19 protein-coding genes and 1 riboswitch are annotated in these 17,584 nt (G+C 65.9%); of the genes, 9 read left to right on the top strand and 10 right to left on the bottom strand.

What is annotated here, in order from left to right:
• The first annotated feature begins 62 nt into the window (after positions 1 to 62).
• Positions 63 to 854: an EI24 domain-containing protein gene (locus CCK87_RS13330; RefSeq protein ID WP_086461833.1), complete on the top strand. Its 792-nt coding sequence runs from the start codon at positions 63 to 65 to the stop codon at positions 852 to 854.
• On the opposite strand, the gene CCK87_RS13325 is transcribed toward CCK87_RS13330, so the two are convergent.
• Both CCK87_RS13325 and CCK87_RS13320 read right to left on the bottom strand, forming a co-directional pair.
• Positions 849 to 1,172 carry a hypothetical protein gene (locus CCK87_RS13325; protein WP_086461832.1) on the bottom strand — a complete coding sequence of 108 codons (324 nt, stop codon included), beginning with the start codon at positions 1,170 to 1,172 and terminating at the stop codon, positions 849 to 851. The genes CCK87_RS13330 and CCK87_RS13325 overlap by 6 nt on opposite strands.
• A gap of 142 nt (positions 1,173 to 1,314) precedes the next feature.
• Complete coding sequence (locus CCK87_RS13320) at positions 1,315 to 1,572, bottom strand: hypothetical protein (protein ID WP_086461831.1); 258 nt, start codon at positions 1,570 to 1,572, stop codon at positions 1,315 to 1,317.
• A gap of 234 nt (positions 1,573 to 1,806) precedes the next feature.
• Here CCK87_RS13320 and CCK87_RS18340 point away from each other — a divergent pair, with 234 nt between their 5' ends.
• Entirely contained in the window at positions 1,807 to 1,971 is a 165-nt protein-coding gene (locus tag CCK87_RS18340) for a hypothetical protein (RefSeq protein WP_170927282.1), read from the top strand.
• A 5-nt stretch (positions 1,972 to 1,976) separates the two neighbouring features.
• Here the strand turns inward: CCK87_RS18340 and CCK87_RS13315 are convergent, their stop codons facing one another.
• The 4 genes from CCK87_RS13315 to glyA form a co-directional block, all read right to left on the bottom strand.
• On the bottom strand, positions 1,977 to 2,894 hold the full coding sequence (locus tag CCK87_RS13315) for an aldose 1-epimerase family protein (protein WP_086461830.1): 918 nt from the start codon (positions 2,892 to 2,894) through the stop codon (positions 1,977 to 1,979).
• 64 nt (positions 2,895 to 2,958) lie between these two features.
• The gene (locus CCK87_RS18335; protein ID WP_170927281.1) at positions 2,959 to 3,096 is read right to left on the bottom strand and encodes a hypothetical protein; all 138 of its coding nucleotides are present in this window, start codon (positions 3,094 to 3,096) and stop codon (positions 2,959 to 2,961) included.
• A gap of 42 nt (positions 3,097 to 3,138) precedes the next feature.
• The gene (locus tag CCK87_RS13310) at positions 3,139 to 4,023 is read right to left on the bottom strand and encodes a bifunctional methylenetetrahydrofolate dehydrogenase/methenyltetrahydrofolate cyclohydrolase (RefSeq protein WP_086461829.1); all 885 of its coding nucleotides are present in this window, start codon (positions 4,021 to 4,023) and stop codon (positions 3,139 to 3,141) included.
• Positions 4,020 to 5,303 (bottom strand): serine hydroxymethyltransferase, encoded by a 1,284-nt coding sequence (gene glyA / locus CCK87_RS13305; protein ID WP_086461828.1) that lies wholly within the window; start codon positions 5,301 to 5,303, stop codon positions 4,020 to 4,022. The genes CCK87_RS13310 and glyA overlap by 4 nt, the downstream gene beginning before the upstream one ends.
• 68 nt (positions 5,304 to 5,371) lie before the next feature.
• Positions 5,372 to 5,453: riboswitch (ZMP/ZTP riboswitch) on the bottom strand.
• A gap of 141 nt (positions 5,454 to 5,594) precedes the next feature.
• Between glyA and CCK87_RS13300 the strand changes: the two genes are divergently transcribed.
• The gene (locus tag CCK87_RS13300) at positions 5,595 to 7,499 is read left to right on the top strand and encodes a sigma-70 family RNA polymerase sigma factor (RefSeq protein ID WP_086461827.1); all 1,905 of its coding nucleotides are present in this window, start codon (positions 5,595 to 5,597) and stop codon (positions 7,497 to 7,499) included.
• Here the strand turns inward: CCK87_RS13300 and CCK87_RS13295 are convergent.
• A complete protein-coding gene (locus CCK87_RS13295) occupies positions 7,492 to 8,736 on the bottom strand; it encodes an MFS transporter (RefSeq protein WP_249273888.1) in 1,245 nt (414 codons plus the stop codon). The two genes, CCK87_RS13300 and CCK87_RS13295, sit on opposite strands and share 8 nt — an antisense overlap.
• 199 nt (positions 8,737 to 8,935) lie before the next feature.
• Between CCK87_RS13295 and purU the strand changes: the two genes are divergently transcribed.
• From purU to nagA, 3 genes are read left to right on the top strand one after another with little or no spacing between them, the layout of a single operon-like run.
• Positions 8,936 to 9,805, top strand: coding sequence for a formyltetrahydrofolate deformylase (gene purU, locus CCK87_RS13290; RefSeq protein WP_086461826.1), 870 nt, complete (start codon positions 8,936 to 8,938; stop codon positions 9,803 to 9,805).
• 22 nt (positions 9,806 to 9,827) lie between these two features.
• Positions 9,828 to 10,190: a YrdB family protein gene (locus CCK87_RS13285; RefSeq protein ID WP_086461825.1), complete on the top strand. Its 363-nt coding sequence runs from the start codon at positions 9,828 to 9,830 to the stop codon at positions 10,188 to 10,190.
• On the top strand, positions 10,190 to 11,338 hold the full coding sequence (gene nagA, locus CCK87_RS13280; protein WP_086461824.1) for an N-acetylglucosamine-6-phosphate deacetylase: 1,149 nt from the start codon (positions 10,190 to 10,192) through the stop codon (positions 11,336 to 11,338). The genes CCK87_RS13285 and nagA overlap by 1 nt, the downstream gene beginning before the upstream one ends.
• Positions 11,339 to 11,441: 103 nt before the next feature.
• On the opposite strand, the gene CCK87_RS13275 is transcribed toward nagA, so the two are convergent.
• The gene (locus CCK87_RS13275) at positions 11,442 to 12,656 is read right to left on the bottom strand and encodes an NADP-dependent isocitrate dehydrogenase (RefSeq protein ID WP_086461823.1); all 1,215 of its coding nucleotides are present in this window, start codon (positions 12,654 to 12,656) and stop codon (positions 11,442 to 11,444) included.
• Between the two features lie 132 nt (positions 12,657 to 12,788).
• On the opposite strand from CCK87_RS13275, the gene CCK87_RS13270 reads away from it, so the two are divergent.
• From CCK87_RS13270 to CCK87_RS13260, 3 genes are read left to right on the top strand one after another with little or no spacing between them, the layout of a single operon-like run.
• Entirely contained in the window at positions 12,789 to 13,241 is a 453-nt protein-coding gene (locus CCK87_RS13270) for a GNAT family N-acetyltransferase (protein ID WP_086461822.1), read from the top strand.
• Positions 13,242 to 13,252: 11 nt separating this feature from the next.
• Positions 13,253 to 13,591 (top strand): MGMT family protein, encoded by a 339-nt coding sequence (locus CCK87_RS13265; protein ID WP_086461821.1) that lies wholly within the window; start codon positions 13,253 to 13,255, stop codon positions 13,589 to 13,591.
• Between the two features lie 29 nt (positions 13,592 to 13,620).
• Positions 13,621 to 14,025, top strand: a complete 405-nt coding sequence (locus CCK87_RS13260) for a hypothetical protein (RefSeq protein WP_086461820.1) — start codon at positions 13,621 to 13,623, stop codon at positions 14,023 to 14,025.
• Positions 14,026 to 14,031: 6 nt separating this feature from the next.
• Here the strand turns inward: CCK87_RS13260 and CCK87_RS13255 are convergent, their stop codons facing one another.
• On the bottom strand, positions 14,032 to 15,846 hold the full coding sequence (locus tag CCK87_RS13255; RefSeq protein ID WP_086461819.1) for an ABC transporter ATP-binding protein: 1,815 nt from the start codon (positions 15,844 to 15,846) through the stop codon (positions 14,032 to 14,034).
• Positions 15,843 to 17,567 carry an ABC transporter ATP-binding protein gene (locus CCK87_RS13250; RefSeq protein ID WP_086461818.1) on the bottom strand — a complete coding sequence of 575 codons (1,725 nt, stop codon included), beginning with the start codon at positions 17,565 to 17,567 and terminating at the stop codon, positions 15,843 to 15,845. The genes CCK87_RS13255 and CCK87_RS13250 overlap by 4 nt, the downstream gene beginning before the upstream one ends.
• Positions 17,568 to 17,584: the final 17 nt, after the last annotated feature.

The raw sequence follows: 17,584 nt of genomic DNA, 5'->3' as shown, positions 1-17,584 counted from the left end.
TACTGAGGTAGCAGCGGTCGCAGCTTTCGCTCCGCGCCCGCGGCCCCGTACGATGAAGACCCATGTCGCCCGCACCCGCTCGAAGCGTCGCCCGCCAGTTCTTCGACGGCGTCGCCTATCTCGGGCGCGGGCTCCGCATGTGGGGCAGCGACCCCCGGCTTATGCTCTTCGGCGCGCTTCCGGCCCTCATCGTGGCCGCGGTCTACCTCGCCGTGCTCATCGTGCTCTTTCTCAATGCCCCGGCGTTGGCAGAATGGGCGACCCCGTTCGCCGACGAGTGGGACGAGGGCTGGCGCACCGCCTTACGCATCACGGCCGTCATCGCATTCCTCGCTCTAGGCGGTCTTCTCGTCGTCTACACGTACACGGCCATCACCCTCGCCGTCGGCGACCCGTTCTATGAGAAGATCTGGCGGAGCGTCGAGGACCGTCTCGGTGGCATCCCCGACGAGGTGGAGATGGCCTTCTGGCCGTCGGTCCTCCGCGGTGTCTTAGACGCTCTGCGCATCCTGGTCGCCACCGCGCTCCTCGGAATCTGTCTCTTCGTTCTCGGGTTCATTCCGGTCGTCGGACAGACTCTGGTTCCCGTTCTGGGCGCGGCGGTAGCCGGGTGGTTCCTGACGGTGGAACTCACGGGCAAGGCGTTCGATGCCCGAGGCCGCACGCTGAGCGAGAGGAGACGGTCACTCGCCGCGATGAGGCCGACGGCGCTCGGCTTCGGAGTCGCGAGTTACCTCGTCTTCCTCATTCCGCTGGGGGCCGTGTTCGTGATGCCCGCCGCCGTCGCCGGCGGGGCGCTGCTCTCGCGGCAGGCCCTCGCAGAGCCGGACTCGTCGAGCCCCGTGAGGCTATGAGACCCCGGACTCGGCGTGCTCGTCGGGCTCCGGTACAGGCCTGAGACCACCGGTACTGTTCGCGGCCAGCATGAGGTCTTCGATCCACACCCGGTTGAGCGCGGGCGACTTGTTTCCGTAGAACCGGAAGTGAAGGGGAATCGAGGGATGGATCCAGATCGTGCTGCGGCCGCTGCCCTCTTCGGTTCCGTGCTCCCACGACAGCATGAACGCCTCATTGCGTCGAAGCTTCGTCGAGATCACGACTTTGAGGTGGGCGAGCAGCCGATCCTCGAACTCGACGTCGGTGTCTCCGGTGCCGTAGATCAGTCTGCCCATATTTAAAAACGTCCGTTCCTGACAAAGGGCCCACGTGGATCCAATTCCACGTGAGCTCCCTTACAAAACTAGTCGCCAGAAAAGCCCCTTTTACGGGGTTGCCAATTCAGAGCAACGTATGCGAAGCGATCTGGTGATCAGACTAGCGCGAGAGGACGAGCAGCGCCCCCTTCGCATCATCGACGGACTTGTAGAGACCGCAGAGGTTGCCGCAGGCATCCGTCAATTTCGCGGGGTGACCGGGCATGCCCTGCACCATTCCGGCGAAGCGACCCTCGCGGCGGGCGAGCCACACGCCGTCGAAGACCAGGTGCCAGTGAAGCTGCGTCGCGGCACCTTCTGTCGTAATGGAGTCGGGCGCCGTCGACGGCGACGGCATGCTGTCGATAACGAGAGACATGAATCCACTCCTTTCAGAGTTGCTTGATGTCTTCAGGCTAGGCGCAGCATCACCCCCCAACAAGGGGTTTACGTCGCCCCCGCGGCCCGCTACGGCGCACCCGGAGAAATGAGCGGACGGAACGATACCGGGGCAGCGTCTACGTGTCCAGCCGTATCGCACACCAGGGCTGCGGCCCTATTTTTGGGCGTCGGCATTTTCGGTCGACTTCGAATGGGGAAAGGTACATCTCTCGTGAACCTGCTATTTATCATCGTCGCCGTCATCGCCATCATCCTGCTCTTCACGGGCGGGTTCGTCTCGTCGCTGAACTTCCTGCTCTACGTGGGCATCATCCTGCTCGTGCTGGCCGTGATCGCCTTCATCGTCAGAGCGCTCACCGGTCGCAAGAACGTCTGACGCCGCTACGACGCGGGGCGGTACCGCACGCCCCAACTGAGCATCCATGATGCTCCGGGTTCTACCCAATGAAGGCCCTCGCCCGTGTTGAACGCATTGGCGGGGGCCGTCATCGGTTCTAGGGCGATAGCCATTCCCGTTCCTGTCTCGAAAGGAAACTCGCGCGGGTTGTACGCCTGAACATAGGCGAAGTTCGAGTCAGTCCACAGTTCGACCCGTTGGCCGTCGGGCGACACGAGCGAGTGGATGTTCTGGCCTCCCGTCTCGGTCAGAGAACCGAATGCATGGTTCAGGTCGACCTCCGAGAGATGACGCCCCGCACGCAGATCGAGTCCGGCGTCTTCGACCGGAACCTCTGCGGTCGGAATGAACGCGTCGTCATACTCGTAGACCGTGTCCGCTGCGATGGTGAGGCTCAGATCCTCGATCGGAGTGGAACCGATGACGAAGTACGGGTGCGCTCCGACCGCAACCGGAGCGGAGGAATCCGACTCGTTCGTAATGGCGTGAGTCACCGTGAGACCAGCCTCGCTGAGCTCGTAGCTCACGGAGGTGTCGAGCAGGAACGGGTAGCCGTGCTGAGGAAAGACCCGGGCCCTGAGGGTGAGGAATCCCTCCCCCTGTTCGGCCACCGAATACGCCGTGTTGCGGAGCAGACCGTGGGTGGCGTTGCCGGTCGAAGGCTCAGTGATGTCGAGTTGCTGCTTGACCCCGTCGAGCACCCACGCGCCCTTGGCGATGCGATTCGGCCAGGGAACGAGGACGATGCCCTGACCCATGGGCGGCAATGACTGTTCGGGGTACTCGCGGACCACCTCGACGCCGTTCAGCACGAGGCCGCGAAGGCCCGCCGCCAGTTCGGTGATCGTTGCTCGGGAGTCGCCGAACGCTACGGAAAATTGGGTGCCTGTCGCTGCTCTCACGGCACAAGCCTACGGCGTCGCCCGGCCCCGAGCATCCGGATGCCGGAGCCGGGCGACGCGCGAGTCAGGCGCCGGGCGCAGGCCCGTCGGTCGGCTCCGGTTCGGTCGGCAGTGACTCCTCGAGATCCTCGAGGACGGTCTCCTCTTTCTCGTCGACCGTCTTCTTGCCCGGATCGCGAGGGATGGGATGTTCGTTCGTCATACGTTCCTCCTTCTGTGGTGGGGTCGTGTTCACATGCCGCAACTACGGTGTCGCGGCGTCGACCACATTCTGTACGAGCAGCGCCCGAGTCATGGGGCCCACTCCGCCGGGAACCGGCGAGAGGAAGCCGGCGACCTCGGCTACGCCGGGATCGACGTCACCGCGAAGCCGAGCCTTGCCCGTCTCTTCATCGACGACTCGGCTGATGCCCACGTCGAGAACTGCGGCGCCGGGCTTGATCCACTCCGCTTTGATGAGACCCGGCACGCCGACAGCCGCGATGACGATGTCGGCTCGGCGCACCTCCGCCTCCAGATCCCGCGTGCGCGAATGCGTGAGGGTCACCGTGGCGTCGATTCCCTTGCGTGTGAGCAAAAGCCCGAGCGGACGACCGACCGTGAGGCCGCGACCGACGATCACCACGTGCTGACCGCTCAGCGGAACGTCGTATCGACGGAGGATCTCCACGATTCCGGCTGGCGTGCAGGGAAGCGGAGCCGGACGCCCGGCGCTCGACGCAGGATCGACCGTGAGCACGAGGCGGCCGAGGTTGGTCGGGTGCAGACCATCGGCATCCTTGGCCGGATCGATGAGTTCGAGCATGGCGTTCTCGTCGATGCCGTTCGGCAGCGGGAGCTGCACGATGTAGCCCGTGACGAGAGGGTCTGCGTTCAGCGCGGCGATGGCGTCTCGCACGTCTTGCTCGCTCGCCGTGGCCGGAAGATCCACTCGGATCGACTCGATGCCCACCTCGGCGCAGTCGCGGTGCTTGCCCGCGACGTATGAACGGGATGCGGGATCGTCTCCGACCAGGAGCGTTCCGAGGCCCGGGTAGATGCCCTGCTCCTTCAGATCTGCGACGCGCTGCGCGAGCTCCGACTTGATGGCCGAGGCCGTGGCGACGCCGTCGAGGACGACGGCCGTCACTGGACGAGTCCCGGGTAGAGGGGGAACGCCTCGGTCAGGGCGGAGACGCGGGTGCGCAGCGCAGCCGTGTCAGCGCCCGGCTTGAGCGTCTCGGCGATGATGTCGGCTACCTCGGTGAACTCGACGTCACCGAATCCGCGGGTCGCGAGCGCGGGCGTTCCGATGCGCAGACCGGAAGTCACCATCGGAGGTCGAGGATCGAACGGCACGGAGTTGCGGTTGACGGTGATGCCGACCTCGTGCAGCACGTCTTCGGCCTGCTGGCCGTCGAGGGGCGAGGTGCGCAGGTCGGCGAGAACGAGGTGGACCTCTGTTCCGCCGGTGAGAACGTCGAGACCGCCGGCGCGCGAGTCTTCGGCCGTGAGGCGCTCGGCGACGATGCGCGCGCCGTCGATGGTGCGCTGCTGGCGGTCACGGAATTCGGGCTCGGCGGCCAACTTGAACGCGGTCGCTTTGGCGGCGATGACGTGCATCAGCGGACCGCCCTGCTGGCCGGGGAAGACGTTCGAGTTGAGCTTCTTCGCCAGCTCGGTATCGCGGCTGATGATGAACCCGGAACGCGGACCACCGATGGTCTTGTGCACGGTCGACGAGACGACATCGGCGAAGGGCACCGGTGACGGGTGAAGTCCTGCGGCGACGAGCCCGGCGAAGTGAGCCATGTCGACCCAGAGCTTGGCACCGACCTCGTCGGCGATGGCGCGGAAGGCAGCGAAGTCGAGGTGCCGCGGATACGCCGACCATCCGGCGATGATGACCTGGGGGCGGTGCTCGAGCGCCTTGTCGCGCACCACGTTCATGTCGACGAGGAACGTCTCGGGGTCGACCCCGTACGCGACGGCGTTGTAGAGCTTGCCCGAGAAGTTGAGCTTCATGCCGTGGGTGAGGTGGCCGCCGTGGCTCAGCTCGAGTCCGAGGATGGTGTCCCCGGGAGTGGCGATGGCTGAGAGGACGGCCGCGTTGGCGGTGGCCCCGGAGTGCGGCTGCACGTTCGCGTACTCGGCTCCGAACAGACTCTTGGCCCGAGCGATGGCCAGCTCCTCCGCGATGTCGACGAACTCGCAGCCGCCGTAGTAGCGGCGCCCAGGATAGCCCTCGGCGTACTTGTTCGTGAGAACCGATCCCTGCGACTGCAGCACGGCACGCGGAACGAAGTTCTCGCTGGCGATCATCTCGAGCGTGTCGCGCTGGCGACCGAGTTCTTTCTCGAGAACGGCGTAGATCTCGGGATCGACTACCTCGAGGGGTTCGTTGAACGAGGAGGACGTGTGATCAGACAAGGCTGGCTCCTAAAAGTGACAGAAACGGAAATGTAGCCGCCGCGCTAACGACGGGGTGATGCAGTATCCGGATCGACCCAGGCGCGCGGCCGAATTCGTGTCAGTCGCTTCCCGATGGTGACCATCTGAACGCCAGTTGCGACAGAAGGAAGCCTACAACAGCCATCCGGTAAGATTTCTGGTACAAGTGGCGTCATAGACGCCACCCTCGCGTGTCCATAAACGTGAGGGGGGAATGGGGACCCCTGCAGTCCTGTTCCATTTCCCCTTGATAAAAGGAGTGTGCGCCCGATGGCCGCCCACCTCGATCCGCACTCCCGCCCGCTCAGCGACGCCTCTGACATGGAGTTGGTCGACTACACCCGCGAGGGCAATTCGGCCGCGTTCGGCGAACTGTGGGTCCGCCACTCCCAGGCCGGCCGGGCCGTCGCACGAAGCCACCGCTTCGACGCAGACGATCTCCTCTCCGAGGCATTCGCCCGCGTCTTCCAGGCCATCTCCGCGGGTGGCGGACCGACAGCGGCTTTCCGCCCCTACCTCTTCACGACGATCCGCAACGTGTCGATGCAGTGGGCCCGAGCCAAGAGCGCAGACGCCAGCGAAGATCTCGACCTCATCGCCGATCCGTCGACAGAAGAAGACGCGTCTCTCCGCGCGCTCGACAAGAGCCTCACGGTCAGTGCGTTCCGCAGCCTGCCCACGCGTTGGCAAGAGGCGCTCTGGTACAGCGAGGTCGAGCAACTCACCTCGGCAGAGATCGCGCCACTCCTCGGCATGAAGGCCAACGCCGTCTCGGCTCTGACGTACCGTGCGCGCGAGGGCCTCCGCCAGGCGTGGATCCAGGCGCATCTTCAGCGCACGACAGACCCCGAGTGCGCGGTAGCCATCGAGCGACTGGGGTCGTTCACCCGCGGTACTCTCGGCCCGCGAGAATCGAAACGCGTACGCGAGCACCTCGAGGGCTGCACCTCGTGCTCCATCGTCGCTGACGAGGCGCGCCATGTCGGATCACGCCTCGCGCTCGTCCTTCTGCCCCTGGCTGCCGGCGTCTCGGGAGCCGCGGGGTTTCTGTCGTGGCTGCAAGCGGGCAGCGGAACGGCGGGCGGCATGGCGGCTGCGGCGTCGATGCCCAGCAACCTGGGCGGAGGCTCAACAAGCACGATCGGGTCGAGCGGCGGCACCGCCTCATCCGCCGGTGCGGGTGGAATGGGAGCGGGACTCGGTGCCGCGGGCATCGTGGCGAGCGTCGTCGGTTCGCTCGCCTTGGCCGCCACGGTCGTCGCGGCGGTGACCCTCGGACCGGCACTCTGGAACGCACCTGCAAGCACGACCGCAGATCCGGGCAGCTCATACTCTGACTCGGGTGACCCTGCGACCGATGCCGGCAATGTCGCCGCGGCTCCGACCTCCGAGCCGCAACCGAGCAGCCCACCGGCGCCGCCGGCCGAAGCTGCTCCGTCGCCCGACGAGTCCACTCCCCCGGCACGGTCGACAGAGCCGAACCCCTCGGTTCAGCCGGAACCCGTCACGGCGCCCGAGCCTGTCGACGCGCCGACGGCCCCTACGACGCCTACGGTGCCTACGACGCCTACGGTGCCTGCGGTGCCGGTCGTTGTGCCGACGACGCCGCCCGTCGATCCGAAACCAGACCCGGCCGTTCCCACGGTCACCGTTGTGCAGACGGCCGACCAGCTGACCTTCCCCCTGTTCAGCGGCACGGCCGAAGCTCTAGCGACTGTGCAGATCCTCGATGCCGACGGCAGCGTGCTCGTATCCACGTCCGCAGACGGTGCGGGCGCCTGGTCCATCTCCGATTTCGGCTCCAGCATCACGGGCGATCCGTCGGGTCGGGAAGTGGTCGTGCGACAGGTCGTCGACGGCGTTCCGTCGCAGCCGAGCGCACCCGAGCATCTGGTGGTCCTCGACGCGCCCGCCATCCAGAACCCCGTCGAAGGGTCGACGATCGCGGTCAGCGACGTCTACGACGTGATTATCGTCGGAGCACCCGGCGCGAGCATCCAGCGCATCGTCAACGGCGAGGTGCGCAGCGACATCCACGCGCTCGATGCTGCGGGCATGTGGTCGCAGACGTACGGCTCCGACGAGCCGGGGCCCGTCGCACTCGGCATGCGTTACGTCGACCCGGAGTCAGGACGATACGGCCTGACTCGGCTCGTCTCGTACACGATCAGCTGACGCGAGCGGCTTTCCGTCGCGATGTGACCTCCGCAGCCACCAGAAGCGCGCCGGCCAGGGCCAGCTTGATGAGGTAGGCGACCGGCAACGACGTCAAGCCGAATCCGTCGAGCAATGCCGCGCCCACGAGCGCTCCCCCGCCGATGCCGATGTTGAACGAGGTCGAGTAGAAGGCGCTGGCCGTATCGCGGATGTCGACCGACGCGACGTGCAGGAGGCGGGCGCCGAGGAGCGGCGGCAGTGTTCCGAAGACGAGTCCCCACAGCACGAACGCCGGGATCGCGACGACGGGGTTCGCCGAGAACGCCGCCATGACACTCACGGAGATCGCGGTCACCGCCACCCCGAGCACGACGCCCAAGGTGGGCCGACGACCGAACACCGTTCCGGCGAGCAGAAGCCCTCCCGCGCCCGCCAGCCCGAAGATCGCGAGCAGCAGGCCCACGTGACTGGAATCGACGCCGAGTTCGCCCGTGAGATACGGAGCGATGAAGGTGTAGAACGAGTAGTGCCCGATCATGATGACCGCGGCCAGCAGGCACAGCAGGGCCACGGCGGGAACCGTCGCATCCAGCTTTCGCCGGCCCGACGGATGCCGTTCGGGCAGCGCATCGGACTTGGCCGGGCGTTCGACTCGGGGCAACAGCCAGAGCATCAGCGCGGCGCCGATGATGCAGAGAACGGCGATCGCGCCGAAGGCACTGCGCCACCCGATCGCCTGGCCCAGAACCGTGCCGAGCGGCACTCCGAGCACGAACGCCAGGGTGCCGCCGCCCGTCGTGATGGCGACGGCCCGGCCGAGGTACTCCTTGGGAACGAGGTACCCCGAGTACGCGCCCATGACGGCCCAGAAGAGTCCGTGGGCCATGCCCCCGACGATGCGCGCACCCACGAGGATCTCGAAGGTCGGCGCGATGGCGGTGACCGCGCTCGAGAGAGAGACCACGATGAGAACGAGGACGATGAGGCGGTGCCGCGACACGCTGCGGGTCAGACGCGACAGCGGGATGCTCGTGAGCACCACGGCGAACGCGAAGACCGAGACCAGAAGGCCGATCTGCGATTCACCGACCCCGAGCTCGGTGCTCATCTCGGGCAGGAGACCCGTGGGCAGCATCTCGGCGGTCACCGAGAGGAAGACGGCCGAGGCGAGAACGAGGAGTCCTCCCCACGGGAACGGACGCCCGGGTGCGCCCGAGGGAACGACGGCGACAGGAGAGGTGAACGGCTGAGTCACTGAGAAAGAACGAACCAAACTAACGAAAGAAGGCGAACAGAGGCGGCGTCACGCCGACCTGACGAGGGCGGCATCGGAAGGATCGGACGACGCCGCACAACGGGGGTATCGACCTCAGGAACCGATGACGACGTCGTGCATGCCCGGGGCCGAACGATATCCGTCGGCCACCCGCTAGTGTATCGGGAGGCAGAATCGTATGGAAGAGGCGAGAGCGTTGACGAGTTCCCATTGGGTGTTGACCTTCGTGTGCGCCGACCTTCCCGGCATCGTGCACGCCGTGAGCGGCGCCGTCGTCGAGTCGGGCGGCAACATCACCGAAAGCCAGCAGTTCTCGAGTGCCGACACGGGCCGTTTCTTCATGCGCCTCCAGGTCGAATCCGACTCCGATCGATCCGTCTTCGAAGCAGCCCTCGCTCCCGTGATCGAGCGCTACGACATGGACTGGCAACTCGACGTCGTCGGTCGCCCGCTGCGCACCCTCGTTCTCGGATCCACCGCTGCGCACTGCCTCAACGACCTGCTGTTCCGGCAGCGTGCGGGCCAGCTCGCCGTCGATATCCCGCTGGTCCTGAGCAACCACTCGGTTCTCGCCGAGCTGGCCGGGTTCTACGGCGTCGCGTTCGAGTCGATGCCGGTCACGGATGCCGCGGGCAAGGCTGCCTTCGAGCGTCGGGTTCTCGAGGTGGTCGAGCAGCACGACATCGAACTCGTCGTGCTCGCGCGGTACATGCAGATCCTCTCCCCCGAGCTCTGTGCCGCGCTCGCCGGCCGGGCCATCAACATCCATCACTCTTTTCTGCCCGGGTTCAAGGGCGCGAATCCCTACAAGCAGGCCCACGCCCGCGGCGTGAAGCTCATCGGCGCGACGGCGCACTTCGTGACGAGCGATCTCGACGAGGGCCCGATCATCGAGCAGAACGTCGTGCGGGTCGACCACTCACGAACAGCCGCGGAGCTCGTCTCGATCGGTCAAGACGAGGAGAGCCGCACGCTGACCCAGGCTGTCAAGTGGTTCTCGGAGCACCGGGTACTGCAAGACGGCGCCCGCACGATCATCTTCCGCTGAGACGGTCGGTACGCTGGGAAGCGTGAATTCCGAGACAGAGACCGCCGCCGGCAGAATCGGCATAGCCGACGTGATTAGGTTCGTCCTCGAACTGTTCGCTTTTGTGAGCCTCGGCATCTGGGGGTTCCTCGCCTGGCCCGGCCCGTGGCTCAATATCGTGCTCTGCGTCGCCACTCCGCTCTTCGCCATCCTCCTGTGGGCGCTGTTCCGCTCCCCTCGAGCGGTGGTGAAGCTCGATGCGTTCGGTAAGGCTCTCATCGAGATCCTCATCATGGGGTCTGCGGCTCTCGCCTGGCTGACGCTCGGGCAGCCGATCATCGCGGTGGTCTTCGGCCTGGCCGCGACCATCAGCGGCGTGATCTCGGGCCGTAGAGAACTCAGCTGATGCTGCTTCACGGCGCTCGCAAGCTCGACGCCGACGGAATCGTCGACGACTTCTGGATGCTGCTCGTCGGCGACACGATCGCCACGACGGGCACCGGCGACAGCTGGCAGGCTCTGGCGCCGTCGGTTGCCGAGAACGCGAGGGTCGACGCACGCGGCCACTGGCTGACTCCTGGATTCATCGACCTCCACGCGCACGGTGGAGGAGGCGCCTCGTTCGACGACGGCGCAGAGGCGATCGGCATGGCTCTCGCCGTGCACCGCGCGCACGGAACGACGCGGTCGGTGCTCAGCCTCGTCACGAATCCCCTCGATCTCCTGACCGAGAACCTCCGCGGTATCGCAGACCTGGCGTCCCGCGACCCGCTCATCCTCGGGGCCCATCTCGAAGGTCCTTTTCTTTCTCCCCTGCATCGCGGCGCACACGAGCCTCACCACCTGATCGAGCCCGAGGCGGCGTCCGTCGAGGCGCTGCTGCAGGCATCCGGTGGCACCCTCAGACAGGTGACGATCGCGCCCGAGCTGCCGGGCGCACTCGGCGCCATCGACCGATTCGTGAACGCGGGCGTCGTCGTCGCCGTGGGGCACACCGACGCGGGGCTCGACGCCACCAGAGAGGCGTTCGATCATGGCGCCACGGTTCTGACCCACGCGTTCAACGCCATGCGTGGCATCCACCACCGCGCGCCCGGTCCGGTCATCGCGGCATTCGAAGACCCGCGGGTCGCACTCGAACTGATCCTCGACGGCGTGCACGTTCACCCCGAAGTCGTTCGGCTCGCCTTTCTGGCTGCGCCTCATCGCATCGTTCTGGTCACCGACGCCATGGCCGCGGCGGGGTCAGCAGACGGTCGATATCGCCTCGGATCACTCGATGTCACCGTGACGAACGGCGAGGCGATGCTGAGCGGCACCGACACCCTGGCCGGGTCGACCCTGACCCAGGACGCCGCCCTGGCCAACGCGATCGAACTCGCTCAGGTCGATCCCGTTCTCGCCGTTCGGGCGGTCACCGCAAGCCCCGCCCGGGCGCTCGGGCTCGACGAGCGACTGGGCTATCTGCGGCCCGGCTTTGCGGCCGACGCCGTGCTGCTCGACGATCGGTGGCGAGCGACGACGGTGTTCGCGAACGGCCTCCGCCTGGTGTGACGACAGACCGGTCGTCTCTTCGCGTGGTCGACGCGGCACAACAGAATCGGCGCCGTGCGTTCCCGAGGGAAGGCACGGCGCCGATCAGTGCAGCGAGTGTCGGCTAGGCCAGACGGGCCGCGAGGTTCTTGTCGAGCGTGTCGAGGAACTCCTCGGTGGTCTCCCACTTCTGCTCGGGACCGACGAGAAGCGCGAGGTCCTTCGTCATGTGCCCGGCCTCGACGCTCTTGATGACGACGTCTTCGAGAGTCTCGGCGAACTCGGCGAGGGCCGGGTTGCCATCGAGCTTGGCGCGGTGCGACAGACCGCGGGTCCAGGCGTAGATCGAGGCGATGGGGTTGGTCGACGTGGGCTTGCCCTGCTGGTGCATGCGGTAGTGGCGTGTGACCGTGCCGTGCGCGGCCTCGGCCTCGACGACCGATCCGTCGGGCACGCTGAGCACGCTCGTCATCAAACCCAGCGAGCCGAAGCCCTGGGCGACGGTGTCGCTCTGCACGTCTCCGTCGTAGTTCTTGCACGCCCAGACGTAGCCGCCCTCCCACTTCATGGCCGAGGCGACCATGTCGTCGATGAGGCGGTGCTCGTAGGTGAGACCGGCGGCCTCGAACTTCTCTTTGAACTCGGTCTCGAAGATCTCCTCGAAGATGTCCTTGAAGCGGCCGTCATAGGCCTTGAGGATCGTGTTCTTCGTCGACAGGTACACCGGGTAGCTGCGGGTCAGGCCGTAGTTCAGGCTCGACCGGGCGAAGTCGCGGATCGAGGCGTCCTGGTTGTACTGCACCTGTGCGATGCCGTCGTCGGGAGCGTCGTAGACCTCGAACTTCATCGGCTCCGAGCCGTCTTCGGGCGTGAACTCCACAGTGAGCTTGCCCTTGCCCTTGAACACGAAGTCTGTGGCGCGGTACTGGTCACCGAAGGCGTGACGACCGATGATGATCGGCTTGTTCCAGCCGGGCACCAGGCGCGGGATGTTCGAGATGATGATGGGCTCGCGGAAGATGACGCCGCCGAGGATGTTGCGGATGGTGCCGTTGGGCGACTTCCACATCTTCTTGAGGCCGAATTCTTCGACGCGCGCCTCATCGGGCGTGATCGTGGCGCACTTCACGCCGACACCGTGCTTCTGGATGGCGTGGGCTGCGTCGATCGTGACCTGGTCGTCGGTCGCGTCGCGGTTCTCGATGCCGAGGTCGTAGTACTCGAGATCGATGTCGAGGTAGGGATGGATCAGAGTGTCCTTGATCGCCTGCCAGATGATTCGTGTCATCTCGTCTCCGTCGAGTTCTACGACGGTTCCTTCAACCTTGATCTTGGACAACGGCCACTCCTTCGCGTGTTTTCGGACTGCTCCACAGCTTAGCCGTTCACCGATATATCTCTACGTCGAGATATATATCTCTTCCCAGATATGAAAGTGGCGGGCGCGTTCGAGGCGGGCTAGCCTTGCCCCATGGGTGAACTGAGACTGGTTGAGCTGTCGGCGAGCAACATCGTGGCGGCGAATTCGCTCACGCTCAAGCCCGGCCAGGAGCAGTACGTGGCTCCCGTTTCGCACTCGATCGCCGAGGCGTACGTCAACCCGGTCACCGCGTGGCCGCGAGTCGTGCTCGACGACGACGAGGTGGTGGGGTTCATTCAGGGCAACTTCGACCCCGAGAGCGACCACGAAGAGTTCAAGGGCTGCATCTGGAGCATCAACGTCGCAGCGACCGCGCAGGGTCGAGGCGTCGGCCGCTTCGCCGTACTCTCTCTCGCCGACGAGGCGCGCTCCCGGGGCTACGACCGCATCACGGTCATGTTCGAGCCCGGTGCAGACGGCCCCGAAGCCTTCTTCTACCGCCTCGGCTTCTCCAGCATCGGCGAGACGCAATACGGCGAGACCATCGCCGCGCTCTCCCTCTGACCGTCCCTGCCATGGCGCGGTCCGCCGGAGCCGGCCACGAGTTCGCCCTCGATGTTCTCGACCTCGTCGATTCGATCCCTCCGGGCCACGTGCTCAGCTACGGCGACGTCGCGGCCATGCTGGGCTCTCGCGCATCACGAGCGGTCGGCACCGTCATGCGCCAGTCCGGCGCGGGTCATCCGTGGTGGCGGGTGCTCCGGTCCGGAGGACATCCTCCGACGGGCCACGAAGCGCGCGCCCATGAGCACTACGTCGCCGAATCCACGCCGCTCGTGCGCACGGCGACGGGCTGCGGCTACCGTGTCGACTACGCTGTAGCACGGTGGATTCCGACGGAGCCCCCGACCTAAGCCGTACGCCAACGAAAAAAGGAGCAGCAGTGAAGCGTCGTCTGCTTGTTGCCGCCCCCATCCTCGCCATGACCGCGCTCCTGTCAGGATGCACGCTGGCGAATGCGATCAATCCGCCTATCGAGAGCGCCATCTACGCGACGCAGCCCGAAGCCGCGGGAGCGACCGGCAGCGTCGCTCTGCCCGACTTCGTGCAGGCCGACGCCACCACGATCCGCATCAAGACCGACACGTCAGACAACACCAAGATCCTCGGATACAGCATCCCGGCTCCGCTGGCGGCCCCGATCGGTGCCGAATGCGCCAGCCCCAGCACGCCGGCCCTCGACGACACCTGGTGGGTCGAGTCCATCCCGACCGATGCAACGATTACGTGTTCAGGCGCGTGGCACATCTACGTGGCCGGGCAGAACATCTTCGCCTGGACCCCGTAGACCTCCTCACGCCAACGACTCACGCCATGAGGCGTGAAGCGCCGCGAAACGGCCCGTTCCTGCAATCAGGTCCGCCGGTGTTCCGTCCTCGACGATCCGACCGTGCTCCATTACCAGAACGCGGTCCGCGATTGCCACGGTCGACAGCCTGTGCGCGATGATGATCGCCGTGCGGTCGGCCAAGAGGGTCTGCAGTGCATCCTGCACGAGCCGCTCGCTGGGTATGTCGAGCGATGCCGTCGCCTCATCGAGGATGAGAACCGCCGGGTCGGCGAGGAACGCCCGAGCGAACGAGATCAGCTGTCGCTGACCGGCGGAGACACGCCCTCCCCGCTTGTTCACATCGGTTTCATAGCCATTCGGCAGCCCCTCGATGAACTCGTGGGCGCCGACCGCTCTCGCCGCGGTCGTGATCTCGTCGAATGACGCGTCGGGCTTGCCGATAGCGATGTTGTCCGCGACGGTGCCCGAGAAGAGGTACGCCTCCTGCGTCACCATGACGATGGCTCGTCGCAGGTCTTTCGGATGGAGCGAGCGCAGGTCGATGCCGTCGAGCGAGACCTCGCCGGTGCTCGGGTCGTAGAACCGAGACACCAGTTTCGCCAGCGTGGATTTGCCAGCGCCCGTCGATCCGACGAGGGCGACCGTCTGCCCCGCAGGGATATCGAGGTCGAAGGACGGCAGGATGACCCGATCTCCGGAATAGGCGAACTCCACATCGGAGAACCGCACGTGGCCCTTCGACGTCCACAGGTCGATCGGAGTGGTCGGATCAGGCACGCTCGGCTGTTCCTCGAGAACGCCGGAGATCTTCTCGAGGGCGGCCGCGGCCGACTGATACGAGTTGTAGAACATCGCCATGTCTTCCATCGGGTCGAAGAAGCGGCGGGTGTACAGAACCACGGCGAGCAAGGCGCCGACCGCGAGCTGGCCGTCGAACACACGGAGGCCACCCACGAGCAGGACGACCGCGACCGTCACATTGCCGATGAGCACGAGTCCAGGATTGTAGATTCCGAAGAGCCGGATGACGCGCGCATTCACCTGGCGATACTCCTCGACCAGGCCACCGAAATCGCCCTCGTTCCGGATCTCGGTGCGGAACGCCTTCACCGCGCGGATGCCGGTCATCGTCTCGACGAACTTGACGATGACATTGGCCGAGGCCGTGCGCGTCTGCCGGAACACCCGCTGCGATCGAAGCTGGAACCACCGGGTGAGGATCGCCAGGGGAACGAGCGACACGAGAAGCACTGCCGCGCTCAACGGATCGACCAGAAGCAACGCGATTCCCACGAAGACCATGTACAGCACGCCCTGCACGAGGTTGTTGATTCCCGAGTCGAGCAGTTCGCGGATCGAATCGAGGTCGCTCGTCTGACGAGAGATGATGCGGCCCGAGGTGTAGCTCTCATGGAATTCGAGGCTGAGACGTTGGGTCTGGAGGAAGACCCTGCGCCGCAGATCGAGCAGAACGGCCTGGCTGATCCGAGCAGAGAGAACGGTGAACCAGGCGACGAGGGCAGCGCCGATCACGCCGGTTGCGAGGTAGGCGGCACCGGCGAGGGCCAGCGGCATCCAGTCGTTCTTCATCAGGGCCGGGAGGCCGCTGTCGATGCCGAATGCGATCAGGGCCGGGCCGGCGACCTGGGCGGCCGTCGACACGATAATCACGACGATGCCGAGGATGAGGCGGGCTCGCAGGGGTTCGAGCAGCGATCCGAGCAGACGGAGGCTGCGGCTGCGGATCTGGCGGCTCTCGGCGCGAGAGAAGTCGTCGCGCTCTTCTCCGCTGGTGCCGGTGACGCTGGTCTGGCTCATGACACGTTCTCCGTCTGTGCAGGCTGCGCCTGGGTCTGGTTGTCGAGACTCGAGATCACGAAGCGGTAGTGCGCATTGCTCGCGATGAGCTCACTGTGGGTGCCGACTGCTGTGATGCGCCCGTCTTGCATCAGTGCAACTCTGTCTGCGAGAGACACCGTCGAGGGGCGGTGAGCGACGATCAGCGCCGTCGTCGAGGCGAGGACTCGGCGGAGGGCCGCCTCGACCAGCTGCTCGGTCGTGACGTCGAGGGCCGAGAGAGGATCGTCGAGAACGAGCACCGCTGGACGAGCAGCGACCGCTCGGGCGAGGGCCAGGCGCTGTCGCTGTCCGCCGGAGAGGCTCAGCCCCTCCTCGCCGACGCGGGTGTCGAGCCCGTCGGGCAGGTCGAAGACGAACCGGGCCTGCGCGATGTCGAGCGCCTCTTCGAGATCGGCCTCCGTCGCATCCGGTCTGCCCAGCAGCACATTCTCGCGGACCGTCGCCGAGAAGAGCGTCGCGTCTTCGAACGCCATCGCTATGTGCGATCGCAGCTCGTCGAGCGAGAGATCGCGCACGTCGACGCCGTCGAGGGTCACCGAGCCTCCGGTGACGTCGTACAGCCGTGTCGGCAGAGCCGTGAGCGTGGTCTTGCCCGAGCCTGTCAGCCCGACGAGCGCCATCGTCTCGCCCGGCTCGATCACGAGATCGATTCCATCGAGCAGGTCGGGAAAGCGGCTCGGCGAATCCTGATAGCGGAAGTGCGCGTCCGAGAAGACCAGTCGCCCTTCGGGCCTCTCGATCGTCTTCGGGGAGACCGGGTCGACGATGGTGTTCACCTCGTCCATGACTTCGAAGAACCGGTTGGTCGCGGTCTTCGCATCGATCGTCATGGCGAGGAAGTAGCCCATCGACTGGATGGGGAAGAGCAGCACCGTGCCCGTTGCGAAGAAGGCGACCAGCTCGCCCACGCTCGACTGGCCCGACTGGGCCAGCCACACGCCGACGACGAGGGCCACCGCGAAGGCGACGTCGGGAACGAGCAGAAGCCACAGCCAGATGCCGGCGACGGCGCGAGCCTTCTCGAGCTCGGTGCCCTGGAGCTCTTCGGCCTGCGTCTCGAATCGCTTGAGAGCGTGCGATCCGCGCCCGAATGCCTTGAGAACCCGGATGCCGTGCACACTCTCTTCGACGGCCGTCGCGAGGTCGCCCTGCTGGTCCTGTCCACGCCGAGCTGCCAGCGAGTAGCGCTTCTCGAACGCGTACCCGTAGATCAGCACGGGAACCGAGGCCACGACGAAGATCAACCCGAGAATCCAGTTGAGCGAGACCAGAATCACGAACCCGATCACAAGCGTCAGAGAGTTCACGATCAGGATCACGAAACCGAATGCCATCCACCGTCGAATGAGGTTCAGGTCGCCGATCGCGCGCGAGAGGAGCTGCCCGCTCGGCCACCGGTCGTGGAAGGCAACCGGAAGGCGCTGGAGCTGTCGATAGAGACTGTTTCGCATGTGCGCCTCGACGTGCGTTCCCGGAGTCAGCACCAGCCAGCGGCGCAGGGCGATCAGTGCAGCCTCCGCGACGCCCAGCGCCAGCACGAGGCCGACGGAGAACCACACGAGAGAGACGTCGGTTCCCGTCAGAGGCCCGTCGATCAGCCACTGCAGCACCTGAGGGATCGCCAGCGCCACGAGGCTCGCCAGGAGAGACGCCACGATCGCCACGTAGATGCGCGGCATCGCCGGCTTCGCGTAGC

Origin of the sequence: Agreia sp. VKM Ac-1783 (genome assembly GCF_900177765.1) — a bacterium.
In the GTDB taxonomy this organism is placed as follows: domain Bacteria; phylum Actinomycetota; class Actinomycetes; order Actinomycetales; family Microbacteriaceae; genus Agreia.
This window is presented reverse-complemented; position numbering and strand designations above follow the sequence as displayed.

Excerpts from the sequence above, each read along its gene's own strand:
- CCK87_RS13270 (WP_086461822.1), top strand. The coding sequence starts at position 12,789 with ATGGGTGAACTGAGACTGGTTGAGCTGTCGGCGAGCAACATCGTGGCG.
- nagA (WP_086461824.1), top strand. The coding sequence starts at position 10,190 with ATGCTGCTTCACGGCGCTCGCAAGCTCGACGCCGACGGAATCGTCGAC.
- CCK87_RS13320 (WP_086461831.1), bottom strand. The coding sequence starts at position 1,572 with ATGTCTCTCGTTATCGACAGCATGCCGTCGCCGTCGACGGCGCCCGAC.
- CCK87_RS13325 (WP_086461832.1), bottom strand. The coding sequence starts at position 1,172 with ATGGGCAGACTGATCTACGGCACCGGAGACACCGACGTCGAGTTCGAG.
- CCK87_RS13255 (WP_086461819.1), bottom strand. The coding sequence starts at position 15,846 with ATGAGCCAGACCAGCGTCACCGGCACCAGCGGAGAAGAGCGCGACGAC.
- CCK87_RS18335 (WP_170927281.1), bottom strand. The coding sequence starts at position 3,096 with ATGACGAACGAACATCCCATCCCTCGCGATCCGGGCAAGAAGACGGTC.
- CCK87_RS13250 (WP_086461818.1), bottom strand. The coding sequence starts at position 17,567 with ATGCCGCGCATCTACGTGGCGATCGTGGCGTCTCTCCTGGCGAGCCTC.
- purU (WP_086461826.1), top strand. The coding sequence starts at position 8,936 with ATGGAAGAGGCGAGAGCGTTGACGAGTTCCCATTGGGTGTTGACCTTC.
- CCK87_RS13330 (WP_086461833.1), top strand. The coding sequence starts at position 63 with ATGTCGCCCGCACCCGCTCGAAGCGTCGCCCGCCAGTTCTTCGACGGC.
- CCK87_RS13265 (WP_086461821.1), top strand. The coding sequence starts at position 13,253 with ATGGCGCGGTCCGCCGGAGCCGGCCACGAGTTCGCCCTCGATGTTCTC.
- CCK87_RS13300 (WP_086461827.1), top strand. The coding sequence starts at position 5,595 with ATGGCCGCCCACCTCGATCCGCACTCCCGCCCGCTCAGCGACGCCTCT.